Genomic DNA, 16,013 nt, shown 5'->3' with positions numbered 1-16,013 from the left:
GGCCGTTGATAAGAGGGAACTTCAATGGGACGACTGGAAACTGGGATTAAGAATGGCCGACTGACCCCGGCTGAGTATGGGCAAAATTTCTCCGACCTGCATCCGCGTCTCGGCGACCACGAGGCGCTTGTTGAATCAGACCGCTGTTACTTCTGCTATGACGCGCCCTGCATGACGGCCTGTCCGACCTCGATCGACATCCCGTTGTTCATTCGCCAGATTTCGACCGGAAATCCGATCGGCTCGGCAAAGACCATTTTCGACCAAAATATCCTCGGCGGCATGTGCGCGCGCGTCTGTCCCACCGAACAGCTGTGCGAGGACGTCTGCGTCCGCAACACGGCGGAAGAGCGCCCGGTTGCGATCGGCAGGCTTCAGCGCTACGCCACCGACACTGCCATGGCAGCCAACAAGCAATTCTACAGCCGCGCGGAGCCGACCGGCAAAACCGTGGCCGTTGTCGGTGCAGGCCCGGCGGGTCTCGCCTGCGCCCATCGGCTCGCCGTCAACGGCCACGCCGTCGTCATCTACGATGCCCGCGAAAAGGCCGGCGGCCTCAACGAATATGGCATAGCCACCTACAAGGCCGTCGATGACTTCGCCCAGCAGGAAGTCGACTACGTCCTGTCGATCGGCGGTATAGAGGTACGAAACGGCCAGATGCTCGGCCGCGACTTCACCCTCGCCGAACTCTCCACCCGGTATGACGCCGTCTTTCTCGGCCTCGGTCTCTCCGGCGTCAACGCGCTGCGGGCGGAAGGCGAAGATCTGGAAGGCGTGGAGGATGCAATCTCCTACATCTCCGATCTGCGTCAGGCGGCCGACAAGGCGGATGTCGCCATCGGTCGGCGCGTCGTCGTCATCGGCGGCGGCATGACGGCCATCGACGTTGCCGTACAGGCGAAACTCCTCGGTGCCGAGGAAGTGACGATCTGCTACCGGCGCGGCAAAGAGCACATGAACGCATCGGAATGGGAACAGGATCTCGCCGCCTCGAAGGGCGTGATGATCCGCCACTGGCTGGCCCCTAAGCGCATCATCGAGAGGGATGGGCGGGTCGCCGGCATCGAGGTCGAATACACCGAGATGCTGGAAGGCCGACTAGCCGGAACCGGCGACACCGGCGTCATCGCTGCCGACCAGGTCTTCAAGGCCATCGGCCAGACATTCGTCGCCTCTGGCCTCGGAGCCCTGCAGATGGAAGCCGGCCGCATCGCCACCGATGCCGAGGGCCTGACCTCGATCGACGGCGTCTGGGCCGGCGGCGACTGCATCGTCGGTGGTGACGATCTGACCGTCTCGGCTGTTGCCCAGGGTCGCGACGCCGCCGAATCCATCAACCGCAAGCTGGCTGCCGTTGCGCACCCCGCCGTTGCCGTCGCCTAAGGGGAGTGTGAACAATGGCTGATCTGCGCAACAATTTCGTCGGCATCAAATCCCCCAACCCCTTCTGGCTGGCCTCCGCGCCACCCACGGATAAGGCCTACAACGTCAACCGCGCCTTCGAGGCCGGCTGGGGCGGCGTCGTCTGGAAGACGCTCGGCGAAGACGGCCCGCCTGTGGTCAACGTCAACGGCCCGCGCTACGGCGCGATCTGGGGCGCCGACCGTCGCCTGCTGGGGCTCAACAACATCGAACTCATCACCGACCGCGATCTCTACACCAACCTGCGGGAAATGAAGGAGATCAAGATGAAATGGCCGGATCGGGCGCTGGTTGCCTCGATCATGGTTCCCTGCGAGGAGCAGGCCTGGAAGGCGATCCTGCCGCTCGTCGAGGAAACCGGCGCCGACGGCATCGAGCTCAATTTCGGCTGTCCGCACGGCATGTCTGAGCGCGGCATGGGTGCTGCGGTCGGACAGGTGCCGGAATACATCGAGATGGTCGTGCGCTGGTGCAAGCAGTACACCCGCATGCCCGTCATCACCAAGCTGACACCGAACATCACCGATATCCGCAACCCCGCCCGCGCCGCCAAGGCCGGCGGCACCGATGCGGTGTCGCTGATCAACACCATAAACTCCATCGTCTCGGTCGATCTCGACAACTTCGCCCCGAACCCGACCGTCGGCGGCAAGGGCAGTCACGGCGGCTACTGCGGTCCGGCGGTCAAGCCGATCGCTCTCAACATGGTGGCGGAAATCGCCCGCGATCCGCAGACCTACGGTCTGCCGATTTCCGGCATCGGCGGCATCACCACATGGCGCGACGCAGCTGAATTCCTGGCGCTCGGTGCCGGCAACGTCCAGGTCTGCACCGCAGCGATGACCTACGGCTTCAAGATCGTCCAGGAAATGATCACCGGTCTCTCGGACTGGATGGACGAAAAGGGCCATAACACGCTGGACGACATCATCGGCCGCGCCGTACCGAATGTTTCCGACTGGCAGTACCTCAACCTCAACTACATCGCCAAGGCCAAGATCGACCAGGACGCCTGCATCAAGTGCGGCCGCTGTTACATCGCCTGCGAGGACACGTCCCACCAGGCAATCACCAGCATGCTGGACGGGGCGCGGCATTTCGAGGTGATGGACGAGGAATGCGTTGGCTGCAATCTCTGCGTCAGCGTCTGTCCCGTCGAAAACTGCATCACCATGGAAGCGCTGCCCGCCGGGGCGCTGGACAAGCGCACAGGCAAGATCGTTGATCCGAACTATGCCAACTGGACGACCCATCCGAACAACCCGATGGCGCGCCAGGCCGCCGAGTAGGATTCCTGCCGCAAAAGCGGCGGGAGCAACACACGAACAAGCGCCGCATGGGATGACCATGTGGCGTTTTGTTTTGCCTTGAACACACCAAGGCCAAGCGCAACCGCTCCAAAGATTTTTAAGCAAAAGCAGAGCGTTTTCCGAAAGAAAAGCGCTAAAAAACGCTATATGTTCATAGACGAAGGTCTGGAAATAACAGGGCATAAACATATATCGTTTTGCTCATACTCCAGATATGGAGCAGCAAAATCATCCGGATCGATTGAATGAGTTTTCGAAATGCCCTCCGTTCCGGAACTGCCGATTACCATGATGTCGTGGACGGCTTGTTCGGCCGCTTCGACATGGCCGACCGCCGTCAGTATATCGCGTTTCTAAGTGGCCATGCCCGGGTGCTTCCTGCAGCAGAACAGGCGCTCGAACGGGCCGGCATCGACCGGCTCCTGCCGGACTGGGCAGATCGCAGGCGCAGCCAGATGCTGAGGGCGGACATGGCGTCGCTCGGCCTGCCGATGCCACCACCCATTGGCCTTGCGGCGATTTCCTCGGAAGACGAGCTTTGGGGCGCCGCCTATGTGATCGAAGGCTCGAAATTGGGCGGTGCCATGCTTTCGAAGCGCGTTCCCTCCGAATTTCCATCCACTTATCTTGCCTTCCAAGGACCCAAAGGCGCCATCAAGGCGTTTATGGATCGGCTGGATAGCGCCAATGACGTGAACCGCGAGCGGGCGGTTGATGCGGCGAGGTCCATGTTTTCCGCCTTCCGAAATGCCGCCAAACTCGAACTGGGGATACCTTTACTTGACAGATGATCTGCAGCGCATCGATTTGACCAATTGCGATCGCGAGCCGATCCATCAACTCGGGAACATCCAGCCATTTGGCTTTCTGCTGACTTTGTCTTCCGACTGGCTGATCTCACGGGCCTCGACGAATCTCGAGCAGTTCCTCGGTGTTGCATGGGAGCAGGCACTCGGCCAGCCGTTGATGGAGATCATTCTTCCGGAAGCCGTGCACACCTTGCGCAATAGAATGACCGTGATCCGAGGCCCGGATACCGTCGAGCGGATTTTCGGTCTGGTCCTGCGTGAAAACGGCGGCAACTTCGATGTCGCGGTGCACTTGTCGGGCGGCCAGATCGTCATCGAAGCCGAACCTGCGCCCGCGACGCAAGACAACGGCGCAATTTCCATCCGCAGCATGACCGCACGCCTCGACCAGACGGAAACGCTGCAGGCCTTCTTCCGGGAGGGTGCGCGCCAGGCCAGGGCGCTGACGGGCTTCGACCGCGTCATGATCTATCGCTTCGACGAAACAGGCGCCGGCGAAGTCGTGGCTGAAGCCGCACGCTCCGGCATCGGCTCCTTTCTCGGATTGCATTATCCCGCGTCGGACATTCCGGTGCAGGCACGCAGGCTCTACCTGCGCAACCTGTTCAGGATCATCTCCGACGTCGACGCGACGCCGGTCCCGATCGCGCCGCAGGTGACCGAGCATGGCGAGCCGGTCGATCTTTCCATGTCGGTCCTGCGCTCCGTCTCGCCGATCCACATAGAATATCTGAAAAACATGGGCGTTGCCGCGTCCCTGTCGATCTCCATCGTCGTTGAAGGATCGCTCTGGGGGCTGTTTGCCTGCCACCACTATAGCCCGCGACTGCCGTCCCTCGAGCGACGCACCAACGCCGAGCTGTTGGGACAGATGTTCGCCTCCCGTCTCGAAAGCCGCGAGCGCCGGCTTGCCCTGGAATATGAACGCAAGGCTAAGAAGATCGGCGATCTCCTGCTGACTTCGGTCGCCGGCAACGCCAGCCTGCTTGATGATCCCGCCTGGCTGATCGACATCCTCGCCGATGCCATTCCCGCAGATGGAATTGGCGTATGGATCAACGGGAGCATGGCGATCAGCGGCGCGGCCGTTTCGCAGGACCAGATTTCCGCCTTGACGACTCTCCTCAATCAGAATGCCGCCGGACGTATATTTGCCACCGACAACATCCGCAGTTGGTACCCCGGCTGGGACGAAAGCACCGGCATATGCGGGCTGCTCGCCATTCCTATCTCCCGCTCCCCGCGAGATTACATCATCCTGTTTCGCCAGGAAATCATCCGTTCCGTACGCTGGGCCGGAGACCCGAAAAAACCGGCCGAGTACGGCCCGAACGGGCCTCGATTGACGCCACGCAAAAGCTTCGAGAGCTGGTCGGAAATGGTGCGGGGCCGATCCCTACAATTCACACCTGCAGAACAGCGCGTTGCGGAAACCATCAGGGTTGCGCTGATCGAGGTCATACTCCGCCTCTCGGAAGAGGCCAACGCCGAACGACGCCTTGCCAGCGAGCGCCAGGAGCTTCTCATTGCGGAACTCAATCACCGGGTCAGAAATATCCTGAGCCTGATTGGCGGACTGGTACGCCATTCGAAGTCTGCCGAGTTGTCCGTGGATGCCTATATCGATCAGTTGCAAGGCCGCGTTCAATCTCTCGGCCGCGCGCACGACCAGCTCACTCTGGACCAATGGGCGCCGGCCTCCTTCCGGCAGTTGCTGGAAGCAGAGACAGCCGCCTATCTTGGCAGGACTTCAGGCCGTCTCGAGATCGACGGAACGGATGTCCTGCTCGAGCCGAAGGCTTTCACCACGACCTCGCTGGTGTTCCACGAACTTGTCACCAACAGCGTCAAATATGGCAGCCTGTCGACCAACGGCGTGGTGACCATCGGCTGGGACCGGGACGATCAGGGAAACCTGAAGATCCGCTGGCGCGAAAGCGGTGGCCCTCCGGTCAGCGCCCCGAAGCGCGGCGGATTTGGCTCGACCATCATCCGGCGTTCCTTCGTCTATGACCTCAACGGCGAGACGGATGTTCGTTTTTCACCGAGCGGCGTTGAGGCCGACCTGCTGATCCCAGCGCAATTCGTGAAGTCGGTAGCCGATCCAGTTGCTCTTTCGCAGCGCAGGGACGTTGCCGACAGCAATTCGACGCTTCATCGGTTGGGCCAGCAGCCATTATCCGGCATGACCGTGCTGCTGGTTGAAGACAACCTGATCATCGCCATGAACGGCGAGGATGTCCTCAGAGGCCTCGGCGCGCTCGACGTGATCGCTGTTCCCAATGTGGCGCAGGCTCTCGAAGCCCTCGACACTCACACGGTGCAGATGGGCATGCTCGACGTCAATCTGGGTCTGGAAACCAGCTTTCCTGTTGCCGATCTGCTGAAGAGCCGGAATATTCCCTTCGGCTTTGCCACCGGCTACGGCGACAGCATTCCGCAGGGCGAAATTTATGCCGACATCCCTGTTCTGCAAAAGCCCTACGGTTCGGAGAGCGTGGAGGCATTCTTGTCATCTGTGCTTCAAGGAAGTGGCAGATCAAATGAGACCTAAATCGGTTTTGGCTGCGCCATCAATCCGCTGACGAAAAGCTGTTCGAGGTAGCGGGCAGCGTCCTCGAACCGCCCCTCGCCGGCATGTCCCTGCCCGAGTACGGCCCGTACCTGGACGTCGAAATCGGCGTAATGCTGGGTGGTCGACCATATCGAGAAGATCAGGTGGTAGGGATCGCATTTGGCGATCTTGCCGGCCTTAGCCCAGGCACGGATGACCTCGGCCTTCTCGTCGACGAGGCTCTTCAGCGGTCCCTTTAACTCGTCTTCGACATGAGGCGCGCCTTGCAGCATTTCGTTGGCGAAAAGCCTGCTTTCTCGCGGAAAGTCGCGGGCCATTTCGAGCTTACGACGGATATAGCTGCGGATTTCGCTTTCCGGATTGCCGTCGGGGTCGAAGGCGCGCAGGGGCTCGAGCCAGGTGTACAGAACCCGGTCGATCAGTGCCCGGTGCATCGCTTCCTTGGTGCGAAAGTAATAGAGAAGATTAGGCTTCGACATCCCCGCCACTTCAGCGATCTGGTCGATCGTCGAACCGCGAAACCCATGCACCGAAAAGACGTCCAGCGCGGCCTCGAGAATGACCTCTTCTTTCTCTTCCTGTATGCGGGTGCGGCGCTGCGTTTTTGCCGCTCTCGGGGTGGCCATGTCGATTTCGCTTCTCCTTGAAATCTATCCCCTGTTGTCGCCTTTGGCACGCGCCGCGCCAATTCGGATTCTCCGGGTATGCACTGCAATTTTTGTCGTCGCTTTTCGCAAATTCCGTCTTGAGCACGGCCGCGGAAGCTGTAATGTTTACCAATCGGTCAAATTATCGATCAGTTGCCAGTCAAAGGCAACCGGCGAATGTCCGGAGCAACAAAAACAAAAACGCTCCGTGGCAGACCAAGGGAACGACCGGTCATGCCCGTGCATGATCGCGATAAAAACGGGCGAGGATTAGACATATGGTGGCCGCACCAGGCGAAAACATGCGTATCAATGGCGACCGCCTTTGGGATGCGCTGATGGACATGGCGAAGGTCGGTCCGGGCATTGCAGGCGGCAACAACCGCCAGACCCTGACCGACGCCGACGGCGAAGGCAGGCACCTGTTTCAACGGTGGTGCGAAGCGGCCGGCATGACAGTCGGCGTCGACCAGATGGGGACGATGTTTGCCACCCGGCCCGGCACCGATCCGGACGCCCTTCCGGTCTATGTCGGCAGCCACCTCGACACGCAGCCGACCGGCGGCAAATATGACGGTGTTTTGGGCGTGCTTGCAGCTCTCGAAGTCGTGCGCACGATGAACGACCTCGGCATCCAGACCAAGCACCCGATCGTCGTCACCAACTGGGCCAACGAGGAAGGCGCCCGCTTTGCCCCGGCGATGCTGGCGTCGGGCGTCTTCGCCGGCGTGCACGATCTCGAATACGCCTACAGCCGCAAGGACCCGGACGGCAAAACATACGGTGACGAGCTGAAGCGCATCGGCTGGCTCGGTGACGAAGAAGTCGGCGCCCGCAAGATGCACGCCTATTTCGAATACCACATCGAACAGGGACCGATTCTCGAGGCCGAAAACAAGGCGATCGGCGTGGTCACCCACTGCCAGGGTCTTTGGTGGCTGGAAATCACCCTCACCGGCCGCGAGGCCCATACCGGCTCGACCCCGATGGCGCTGCGCGTCAATGCCGGCCTTGCCATGGCGCGGATCATCGAGATGGTAGAGGGCGTGGCGATGGAAAACCAGCCGGGCGCCGTCGGCGGCGTCGGCCAGGTGTTCTTCTCGCCCAACTCCCGCAACGTGCTGCCCGGCAAGGTCGTCTTCACCGTCGACATCCGCACGCCCGACCAAGACAAGCTCGACCGCATGCGCGCCAGAATCGAAGCCGAGGCGGCAGGCATCGCCGAAGCACTCGGTGTCGGCTGTTCGATCGAGGCCGTCGGCCATTTCGATCCGGTCACCTTCGACCCGAAACTGGTGTCGGCAGTCCGCAACGCCGCCGAACGGCTCGGCCTCAGCCACATGAATATCATCTCGGGCGCCGGCCACGACGCCTGCTGGGCCGCCAAGGTCGCCCCGGCGACGATGATCATGTGCCCCTGCGTCGGCGGCCTCAGCCACAACGAGGCGGAGGAAATCTCGAAGGATTGGGCAGCGGCGGGGGCCGACGTGCTGTTCCATGCGGTCGTGGAAACGGCGGAGATTGCGAGGTGAGCAAATTTGTCCTACACTCGTATCGCGAGAGGATAGCGCCATGTCCGACACGGTTACAAACACGCTCATCTACGAAACGCTCAAGCGCATGCAGGAGACTCTCTCCCTGCACACGCAATATCACCTCGAAGTCAAAGACCGGCTTGGAACGCTCGAGCAGCAATATGCCAGCATCTCGCGGCGTGTCGATCGCATCGACCAGCGGCTCGACCGCGTGGAGAGACGCCTCGACCTCGTCGAGGTTTGAGTTTGCGGCGGCAAAACGGCTGATTGTCAACCACATCAAAATCCACTCCGGCGCCGGCCATGGCACGCCTTGGGCAGCGGCGGGGGCCGACGTGCTGTTCCATGCGGTCATGGAAACGGCGGAGATTGTGGGGTGATCGATGCTGAACATGTCGCCCGACTGCGATGCGACGGGTGCCGTCGCCGGTCCCTTCTCCCCTCCGGGGAGAAGGTGGCCCGAAGGGCCGGATGAGGGGGCTGCCGTGAAAGAGGGGGATATTACCAAGCGTCGACCGGGCAAAACCCCTCAGGCGCGCCAGTTGCGCAAAGAAGATACCGAGGAAGAATACCGCCTGTGGGGCGACCTTAGAAGCAGACGCTTGAATGGCTACAAGTTCACGCGTCAAATTCCTCTTGGTCCCTATATTGTGGACTTCCTGTACCGTGCGGGAAGCTTGGTCATCGAAGTGGACGGCGCGCATCATGCCTTATCGCCACGGGACGCCCAGCGAACCGAGTGGCTGAACCAGCACGGCTATTCAGTCCTACGATTCTGGAACCATGAAATTCTATGGGAGCGTGGCCCGGTTCTAGACACGATTTTGGCTGCCCTTGAAGGGCGGATCGTGGACAGGGATGAGATTGTTCGTTTCTATCCCGCGGGCTACCAGCAGAAGCGACTATACACATGAAGAGCTCGAACCGCCCCCTCATCCGGCCCTTCGGGCCACCTTCTCCCCGGTGGGGAGAAGGGAGAACCGTAATTGCCGCCACCAACCGGACAATCTGCAATCGGGAAAGAGAGCCATGAGCACAGTCATCAAGAACGGAACCGTCGTCACGGCCGATCTGACCTACAAGGCCGATGTCAGGATCGAGGACGGCGTGATCGTCGAGATCGGCCAGAACCTTTCCGGCAATGAGGTCCTGGACGCCACAGGCTGTTACGTCATGCCTGGCGGCATCGATCCGCATGTGCATCTCGAAATGCCGTTCATGGGCACCTATTCGGCCGACAATTTCGAAAGCGGCACGCGCGCAGCGCTTGCCGGCGGCACCACCATGGTCGTCGATTTCTGCCTGCCCGAGCCCGGCCAGTCGCTGCTCGATGCCCTGAATCGCTGGGACAACAAATCCGGCAGCGCAAACTGCGACTATGCCTTCCACATGGCAGTCACCTGGTGGGGCGAGCAGGTTTTCAACGAGATGGAGACCATCGTCAAGGACAAGGGCATCAACTCGTTCAAGCACTTCATGGCCTACAAGGGCGCCCTGATGGTCGACGACGACGAGATGTTCCACTCGTTCTCGCGCTGCGCCGAACTCGGCGCCCTGCCGATGGTGCATGCCGAGAACGGCGACATCGTCGCCCAGATGCAGGCGAAGCTGATGGCTGAAGGCAACAATGGGCCGGAAGCCCATGCCTATTCGCGCCCGGCCGCCGTCGAGGGCGAGGCCACCAACCGCGCCATCATCATCGCCGACATGGCCGGCGCGCCGCTCTACGTGGTGCATACCTCCTGCGAGCAGGCCCACGAAGCCATCCGGCGCGCCCGCCAGAACGGCATGCGCGTCTACGGCGAGCCGCTGATCCAGCACCTGACGCTCGACGAGACCGAGTATTTCGACAAGGACTGGGACCACGCGGCCCGCCGCGTCATGTCGCCGCCGTTCCGCTCCAAGCAGCACCAGGACAGCCTGTGGGCGGGACTGCAGGCCGGCTCGCTGCAATGCGTGGCGACCGACCATTGCGCCTTCACCACCGAGCAAAAGCGCTTTGGCGTCGGCGATTTCACCAAGATCCCCAACGGCACCGGCGGCCTCGAGGATCGCCTGCCGATGCTCTGGACCCATGGCGTCGCCACCGGCCGCCTGACGATGAACGAGTTCGTGGCGGTGACCTCGACCAACATCGCCAAGATCCTCAACATGTATCCGAAGAAGGGCGCCATCCTGGTCGGCGCCGACGCCGATATCGTCGTCTGGGATCCGACCCGTACCAAGACGATCTCGTCAGCTAACCAGCAGTCGGCCATCGACTACAACGTCTTCGAGGGCAAGCAGGTCACCGGCCTGCCGCGCTACACGCTGACTCGCGGCGTCGTTGCCATCGAGGAGACCACGGTGAAGACGCAGGAGGGGCACGGCAAGTTCGTAAAGCGCGAACCCTTCGCCGCCGTCAACAAGGCACTTTCCACCTGGAAGGACGTCGTCGCGCCGCGCAAGGTGCAGCGCAGCGGCATTCCGGCAAGCGGGGTTTGAGATGGGCCGCCAACGGATATCCCTGGAAACGCCGTCTTTTGCCGTGATCGCGGCCACCGTGCTGGCAACCGTGGCACAGGCCGATACGCTGCCGATATCAGGCAAGTACGGCAACAAGGACGGATGCGCCTACGCCCGGACGGGTGAGTCGACCGGTTCGGAAAACTTCTTTCTCCTGACGCCGGAGGCGATCACGACAGCGACGTCCGTCTGCACGATCAAGAAGGTCATCAAGACCGACGGCAAATCCTACGTGGCGATGGTCTCCTGCGAGGCCGAAGGCGAGGATGGCGGAACCGACGATACGGCGAAAATCACCTATGGCCCCAAGGGCTATACGATCGGCTTCACCTCGGACGACCGGACCAAATGGGGGCCGCTGCCGCTATGCAAATAGCCTCACGCCGGCACGGCGGCCAGTTCATCCAGGTCCGGCAGCAGCACGACGCTCTCCTGCTCGTTGGGGTCGGTGCGCGCGATGATCGCCGTGCACGGCGTGCTGGAAAGATTGGCCGGCAGGTGCGGAACGCCGGCCGGAATGTAAAAAAGTTCGCCGGCGCGGACGATGACATGGTTTTCCAGCCGATCACCGTACCAGGTGTGCGCCTCACCCGACAGCATGTAGATGGCCGTCTCGTGGGCCTCGTGCAGATGGGCTTTCGCCCTGCCTCCCGGCGGAATCGTCAGCACATGCATGCAGATGCCGCTTGCACCAACCGTTTCAGCGGCAATTCCCTGGAAATAGCTGAGACCCTGCTTGCCGTCATAGGTATTGCTCGGCCGCACGATATGGCAGATGGACTTCGATGACCCGTTCATTGCACCCCTCCTTCAAAAGACGGCTCAGGGCAGCCTGGCCCCTTCCCGTCGTCCCCTTTTCAGACAAGATTAACACACGTGCGCCGCAGCCAGCCTGCAAAAATCCGATCGGCTTTTCTTGATGACATCGTCCCCTTCCTCCGTCGTTTCCGCCCGCAATCTCTGTCTCACCTACCAGACCAACGACGGTCCGGTGCATGCGCTGAGCAATGTCGATCTCGATGTCCGCAAAGGTGATTTCATCTCCTTCATCGGTCCGTCCGGCTGCGGCAAGACCACCTTCCTGCGCTGCATTGCCGATCTGGAGCAGAAGACCTCCGGCGAGATCGACGTCAACGGGATGACACCGGCTGAGGCGCGCAACGCCCGCGCCTATGGCTATGTCTTCCAGGCGCCGGCGCTCTTTCCGTGGCGCACCATCGAGAAGAACATCGCCCTGCCGCTCGAGATCATGGGCTACACCAAGGACGAGCGAGAAAAGCGGATCGCCCGGACGCTGGAACTGGTCAACCTGACCGGCTTTGAAAAGAAGCATCCCTGGCAATTGTCGGGCGGCATGCAGCAGCGGGCCTCGATCGCCCGCGCACTCGCTTTCGATGCCGACCTCCTGCTGATGGACGAGCCATTCGGCGCGCTGGACGAGATCGTCCGCGACCATCTGAACGAACAACTGCTGAAGCTCTGGGCGCGCACCAACAAGACCATCTGCTTCGTCACCCACTCGATCCCCGAGGCCGTCTATCTGTCCACCAAGATCGTCGTCATGTCGCCGCGGCCCGGCCGGGTCACCGACATCATCGAATCCACCCTGCCCGCCGAGCGCCCCCTCGGTATCCGCGAGACGCCCGAGTTTCTGGCCATTGCCCATCGCGTCCGCGAAGGCCTGCGCGCCGGCCACAGCTATGAGGAATAGGACGTGAACGCCACCTTCCTCCTCTGGCTCGGCGGAGCCATGCTGATCTTCCTCGCTGGCGCCACCGCATCGCGGGCCTATATCGCCACCAGCAACATCCTGGTGCTTGTCCTGTCGCTCGGTCTCTATTGCATCGGCAACCTGATGATGGTGCGCTTGATGCGCGAGGGCGGCCTAGGGCTGGCGATATCAGCCTCGTCGATCGCGCAGCTGGTCGTCATCAACATCATCGCCTTCGTGGTCTTCGGCGAACGCCTGAGCCTCATGCAGATGGCGGGCGTCGGGCTCGGCGTCGTCTCCATGACGCTGATGCTGCTGCCCATGCAGGGAAAGGCATGAGCATGGAGAAGGAACAGTTCTTCAAACACAAGTTCGTGCCCGTGACGACCATTCTCCTCGCCATCCTGGCCATCTGGTATCTCTCCACGGTTCTCCTCAACACGCCTTTCCAGATCGATCTCGACAGCCGCGCCGGCGTCAGCACCGGCACGCTGGAATTCATCGGCCGGACCATGGCGCAGCCGAAGCCGGTGATGCCGGCGCCGCACCAGGTGGCGATCGCGGTGTTCGACAACACCTTCCTGCGCGCCATCGATAGCAACCGCAGCCTTGTCTACAATGCCTGGATCACCCTGACCTCCACGACCGTCGGGTTTGTCTTCGGCACATTGCTTGGCATCCTCATCGCCATCGGCATCGTCCACGTGAAGGCGCTCGACCGCAGCCTGATGCCGTGGATCATCGCGTCGCAGACCGTTCCTGTGCTTGCCATCGCTCCGATGGTCATCGTCGTCCTGGCTGCCGTCGACATCACCGGTCTCATCCCGAAGGCGCTGATCTCCACCTATCTGTCGTTCTTTCCGGTGACGGTCGGCATGGTCAAGGGACTGCGCTCGCCGGAAGCCATGCATCTGGATCTGATGCGGACCTACAATGCCAATGCGTCCCAGACCTTCTGGAAGCTGCGGCTGCCGGCCTCGGTGCCCTTCCTGTTCACCTCGATGAAGGTCGGCATTGCCGCGAGCCTGGTCGGCGCCATCGTCGCCGAACTGCCGACCGGCGCCGTCGCCGGGATCGGCGCCAAGCTTCTGGCCGGGTCCTATTACAGCCAGACCATCGACATCTGGGCGGCGCTCGTGGCCGGATCTGTCCTCGCCGCCCTGCTGGTGGCAATCGTCAGTCTCGCGTCGCGGATCGTCGACCGTGCCATGGGGAGGCGTCCGTCATGAAGCCGCTGCAATATTCCTGGCAAAGCGTTGCCGCCCTTCTTCTCTGCATCGCCGCGGCGCTCAACTTTCCGCTGATTGCGGCGGGGACCGCGGACCCCATGTCGCCCGGCATCAGCGCGGTGATCTTCTTCATGATCATCGTTTCCTCGTTCCTGTCGCAAGTCGGCCTGCCGCCGGCGATCGGGGCCGCCATCCTCTTTCTCGCATCCCACGAAGTGGCCTGGCTGCTGCTGACGGCGATCACCGGCAACGAAGGCGCGGCCCGCCCCTCCTTCTTCCTGCTGTTGGCGGCGGCCTGGCTGCTCGCCTGGCGCTGCGTCAGCCTGCTGTCGGATCTGCGCCCGCATTCGCGCTTCGCCAAAACCGCGCTCAGGCTGCTGATTCCGGCCATCTTCGGCGCCTGGATCCTGATCATCTGGGAGGCCGCCACCCGCGGCGCCGGTATCCCCTTCATCATCCTGCCGCCGCCGAGCGCCATCGCCGTGCGGATCGCTTCATCGCTGCCCATCCTTGCCGACGATGTGCGCCAGACGATCTTCAAGGCAGTGATCGCCGGCTACGCGATCGGCTGCATCAGCGGCTTCCTCGTGGCGATCCTGGCCGATCGCTTTGCCTTCCTCAGGCGCGGCCTGATGCCGATCGGCAATCTCGCCTCGGCTCTGCCGATCATCGGCGTCGCGCCGATCATGGTCATGTGGTTCGGATTCGACTGGCAGTCGAAGGCGGCCGTGGTCGTCGTCATGACCTTCTTTCCGATGCTGGTGAACACCGTCGCAGGCCTCGCCGCCTCCGGCGCCATGGAGCGGGACCTGATGCGCACCTATGCATCGAGCTACACCCAGACGCTGTTCAAGCTCCGGCTTCCAGCGGCAGCCCCCTTCATCTTCAACGCGCTGAAGATCAACTCGACGCTGGCGCTGATCGGTGCCATCGTGGCGGAGTTCTTCGGCACCCCGATCGTCGGCATGGGCTTTCGCATCTCGACCGAAATCGGCCGGATGAACGTCGACATGGTCTGGGCGGAAATAACGGTGGCGGCGATTGCCGGCTCCGTCTTCTATGGCGTCGTGGCCCTGGTGGAGAGGACCACGACTTTCTGGCATCCGTCGAGCCGTGGTGGCTAGGCAGCCCAAAATCCCGGCCAGGGATCGAAGGCAAACTTCAGAGGGAAAAAAGGAAAGATTATGAAAAAAATAATCGTGACACTGATGGCAAGCACCATGGCGCTTGCCGCGGCGCAATCCGCACTCGCCGCCGACAAGGTGACGCTGCAGCTGAAATGGGTCGCGCAGGCCCAGTTCGGCGGCTACTACGTCGCCAAGGATAAGGGCTTCTACAAGGCTGAAGGCCTCGACGTCGATATCAAGCCGGGCGGCCCCGACGTGGCCCCCGAACAGATCATCGCCGGCGGCGGCGCCGATGTGATCGTCGACTGGATGGGCGGCGCGCTGGTTGCCCGCGAAAAGGGCGTCCCGCTGATCAACATCGCCCAGCCCTTCGAGAAATCCGGTCTCGAAATGGTCTGCCGCAAGGATGGCCCGGTCAAAACCGAAGCCGACTTCAAGGGCCACACGCTCGGCGTCTGGTTCTTCGGCAACGAATATCCGTTCTTCGCCTGGATGAACAAGCTGAAGATCCCGACCTCTGGCGGCAAGGATGGCGTCACCGTTCTGAAGCAGAGCTTCGACGTTCAGCCGCTCATTCAAAAGCAGGCTGACTGCATCTCGGTCATGACCTACAACGAATATGGCCAGGTGCTCGATGCCGGCTTCAAGCCTGAGGACCTGACCGTCTTCAACTACACCAAGCTTGGCGTGAACCTGCTCGAGGACGGCCTCTATACCAACGAAACGAAGCTCAAGGACCCGGCCTTCAAGGAAAAGATGGTCAAGTTCGTCCGCGCCTCGATGAAGGGCTGGAAATACGCCGTCGAACATCCCGATGAAGCCGCCGAAATCGTCGTCGACAATGGTGGTCAGGACGAGGCCCATCAGAAGTTCATGGCCGGCGAGGTGGCCAAGCTGATCGGCTCGGGCAAGCTCGACAAGGCGCTCTACGAGCGCACCGAGAAGGCTCTTCTCGACCAGAAGATCATCACCAAGGAGCCGAAGGACGCCTGGACCCATGCTGTCACCGACGCTGCGCTGAAATAGTCTCTTTCTCGAGTAACGTCTTGAAGCGCGCGTGGTCATGGGCCCCGCGCGCTTTTGTTTGCGGCGAGACATTCGGATTTAATTTTTCCGAGAGCAGGCAGTAGCCGACAAAAT

Annotated in this window: 16 protein-coding genes; 14 read left to right on the top strand and 2 right to left on the bottom strand. The window is 61.6% G+C overall.

The features are described 5' to 3' along the window. Positions 1-24 precede the first annotated feature (24 nt). The 4 genes from VH564_RS09000 (at position 25) to VH564_RS08985 (ending at position 6,098) form a co-directional block, all read left to right on the top strand. Positions 25-1,386, top strand: a complete 1,362-nt coding sequence (locus VH564_RS09000; RefSeq protein WP_423339488.1) for an NAD(P)-dependent oxidoreductase — start codon at positions 25-27, stop codon at positions 1,384-1,386. Between the two features lie 14 nt (positions 1,387-1,400). Beyond that, a complete protein-coding gene (gene preA, locus VH564_RS08995) occupies positions 1,401-2,714 on the top strand; it encodes an NAD-dependent dihydropyrimidine dehydrogenase subunit PreA (RefSeq protein ID WP_423339487.1) in 1,314 nt (437 codons plus the stop codon). A gap of 266 nt (positions 2,715-2,980) precedes the next feature. Continuing rightward, a complete protein-coding gene (locus tag VH564_RS08990) occupies positions 2,981-3,526 on the top strand; it encodes a biliverdin-producing heme oxygenase (RefSeq protein ID WP_423339486.1) in 546 nt (181 codons plus the stop codon). Continuing rightward, on the top strand, positions 3,516-6,098 hold the full coding sequence (locus tag VH564_RS08985) for an HWE histidine kinase domain-containing protein (protein ID WP_423339485.1): 2,583 nt from the start codon (positions 3,516-3,518) through the stop codon (positions 6,096-6,098). The genes VH564_RS08990 and VH564_RS08985 overlap by 11 nt, the downstream gene beginning before the upstream one ends. Here the strand turns inward: VH564_RS08985 and VH564_RS08980 are convergent. Further along, complete coding sequence (locus VH564_RS08980) at positions 6,095-6,745, bottom strand: TetR family transcriptional regulator C-terminal domain-containing protein (protein WP_423339484.1); 651 nt, start codon at positions 6,743-6,745, stop codon at positions 6,095-6,097. The genes VH564_RS08985 and VH564_RS08980 overlap by 4 nt on opposite strands. Positions 6,746-7,044: 299 nt before the next feature. On the opposite strand from VH564_RS08980, the gene VH564_RS08975 reads away from it, so the two are divergent. The 5 genes from VH564_RS08975 (at position 7,045) to VH564_RS08955 (ending at position 11,182) form a co-directional block, all read left to right on the top strand. Then, on the top strand, positions 7,045-8,298 hold the full coding sequence (locus VH564_RS08975; RefSeq protein WP_423339483.1) for a Zn-dependent hydrolase: 1,254 nt from the start codon (positions 7,045-7,047) through the stop codon (positions 8,296-8,298). Positions 8,299-8,338: 40 nt separating this feature from the next. Next, on the top strand, positions 8,339-8,545 hold the full coding sequence (locus tag VH564_RS08970) for a hypothetical protein (protein WP_423339482.1): 207 nt from the start codon (positions 8,339-8,341) through the stop codon (positions 8,543-8,545). A 139-nt stretch (positions 8,546-8,684) separates the two neighbouring features. Beyond that, entirely contained in the window at positions 8,685-9,215 is a 531-nt protein-coding gene (locus tag VH564_RS08965; protein WP_423339481.1) for an endonuclease domain-containing protein, read from the top strand. Between the two features lie 115 nt (positions 9,216-9,330). Continuing rightward, positions 9,331-10,785 carry a dihydropyrimidinase gene (gene hydA / locus VH564_RS08960; protein WP_423339480.1) on the top strand — a complete coding sequence of 485 codons (1,455 nt, stop codon included), beginning with the start codon at positions 9,331-9,333 and terminating at the stop codon, positions 10,783-10,785. A gap of 1 nt (position 10,786) precedes the next feature. Beyond that, positions 10,787-11,182: a hypothetical protein gene (locus VH564_RS08955; protein ID WP_423339479.1), complete on the top strand. Its 396-nt coding sequence runs from the start codon at positions 10,787-10,789 to the stop codon at positions 11,180-11,182. Between the two features lie 2 nt (positions 11,183-11,184). Here the strand turns inward: VH564_RS08955 and VH564_RS08950 are convergent, their stop codons facing one another. Further along, positions 11,185-11,604: a cupin domain-containing protein gene (locus VH564_RS08950; RefSeq protein ID WP_423339478.1), complete on the bottom strand. Its 420-nt coding sequence runs from the start codon at positions 11,602-11,604 to the stop codon at positions 11,185-11,187. A gap of 121 nt (positions 11,605-11,725) precedes the next feature. Between VH564_RS08950 and VH564_RS08945 the strand changes: the two genes are divergently transcribed. Genes VH564_RS08945 through VH564_RS08925 form a run of 5 tightly spaced genes read left to right on the top strand, consistent with a single transcriptional unit; the run spans position 11,726 to position 15,899 of the window. Then, positions 11,726-12,517, top strand: a complete 792-nt coding sequence (locus tag VH564_RS08945) for an ABC transporter ATP-binding protein (RefSeq protein ID WP_423339477.1) — start codon at positions 11,726-11,728, stop codon at positions 12,515-12,517. 3 nt (positions 12,518-12,520) lie between these two features. Next, positions 12,521-12,856, top strand: coding sequence for a hypothetical protein (locus VH564_RS08940; RefSeq protein WP_423339476.1), 336 nt, complete (start codon positions 12,521-12,523; stop codon positions 12,854-12,856). A 2-nt stretch (positions 12,857-12,858) separates the two neighbouring features. Next, positions 12,859-13,746 (top strand): ABC transporter permease, encoded by an 888-nt coding sequence (locus VH564_RS08935; RefSeq protein ID WP_423339973.1) that lies wholly within the window; start codon positions 12,859-12,861, stop codon positions 13,744-13,746. Continuing rightward, on the top strand, positions 13,743-14,870 hold the full coding sequence (locus VH564_RS08930) for an ABC transporter permease (protein WP_423339475.1): 1,128 nt from the start codon (positions 13,743-13,745) through the stop codon (positions 14,868-14,870). The genes VH564_RS08935 and VH564_RS08930 overlap by 4 nt, the downstream gene beginning before the upstream one ends. A gap of 60 nt (positions 14,871-14,930) precedes the next feature. Then, entirely contained in the window at positions 14,931-15,899 is a 969-nt protein-coding gene (locus tag VH564_RS08925) for an ABC transporter substrate-binding protein (protein ID WP_423339474.1), read from the top strand. Positions 15,900-16,013: the final 114 nt, after the last annotated feature.

This window comes from Rhizobium sp. HT1-10 (assembly GCF_049472505.1).
Taxonomy (GTDB): domain Bacteria; phylum Pseudomonadota; class Alphaproteobacteria; order Rhizobiales; family Rhizobiaceae; genus Rhizobium.
The sequence above is the reverse complement of the archived record's forward strand: the minus strand, read 5'-3'. Positions and strand labels throughout refer to the sequence as shown.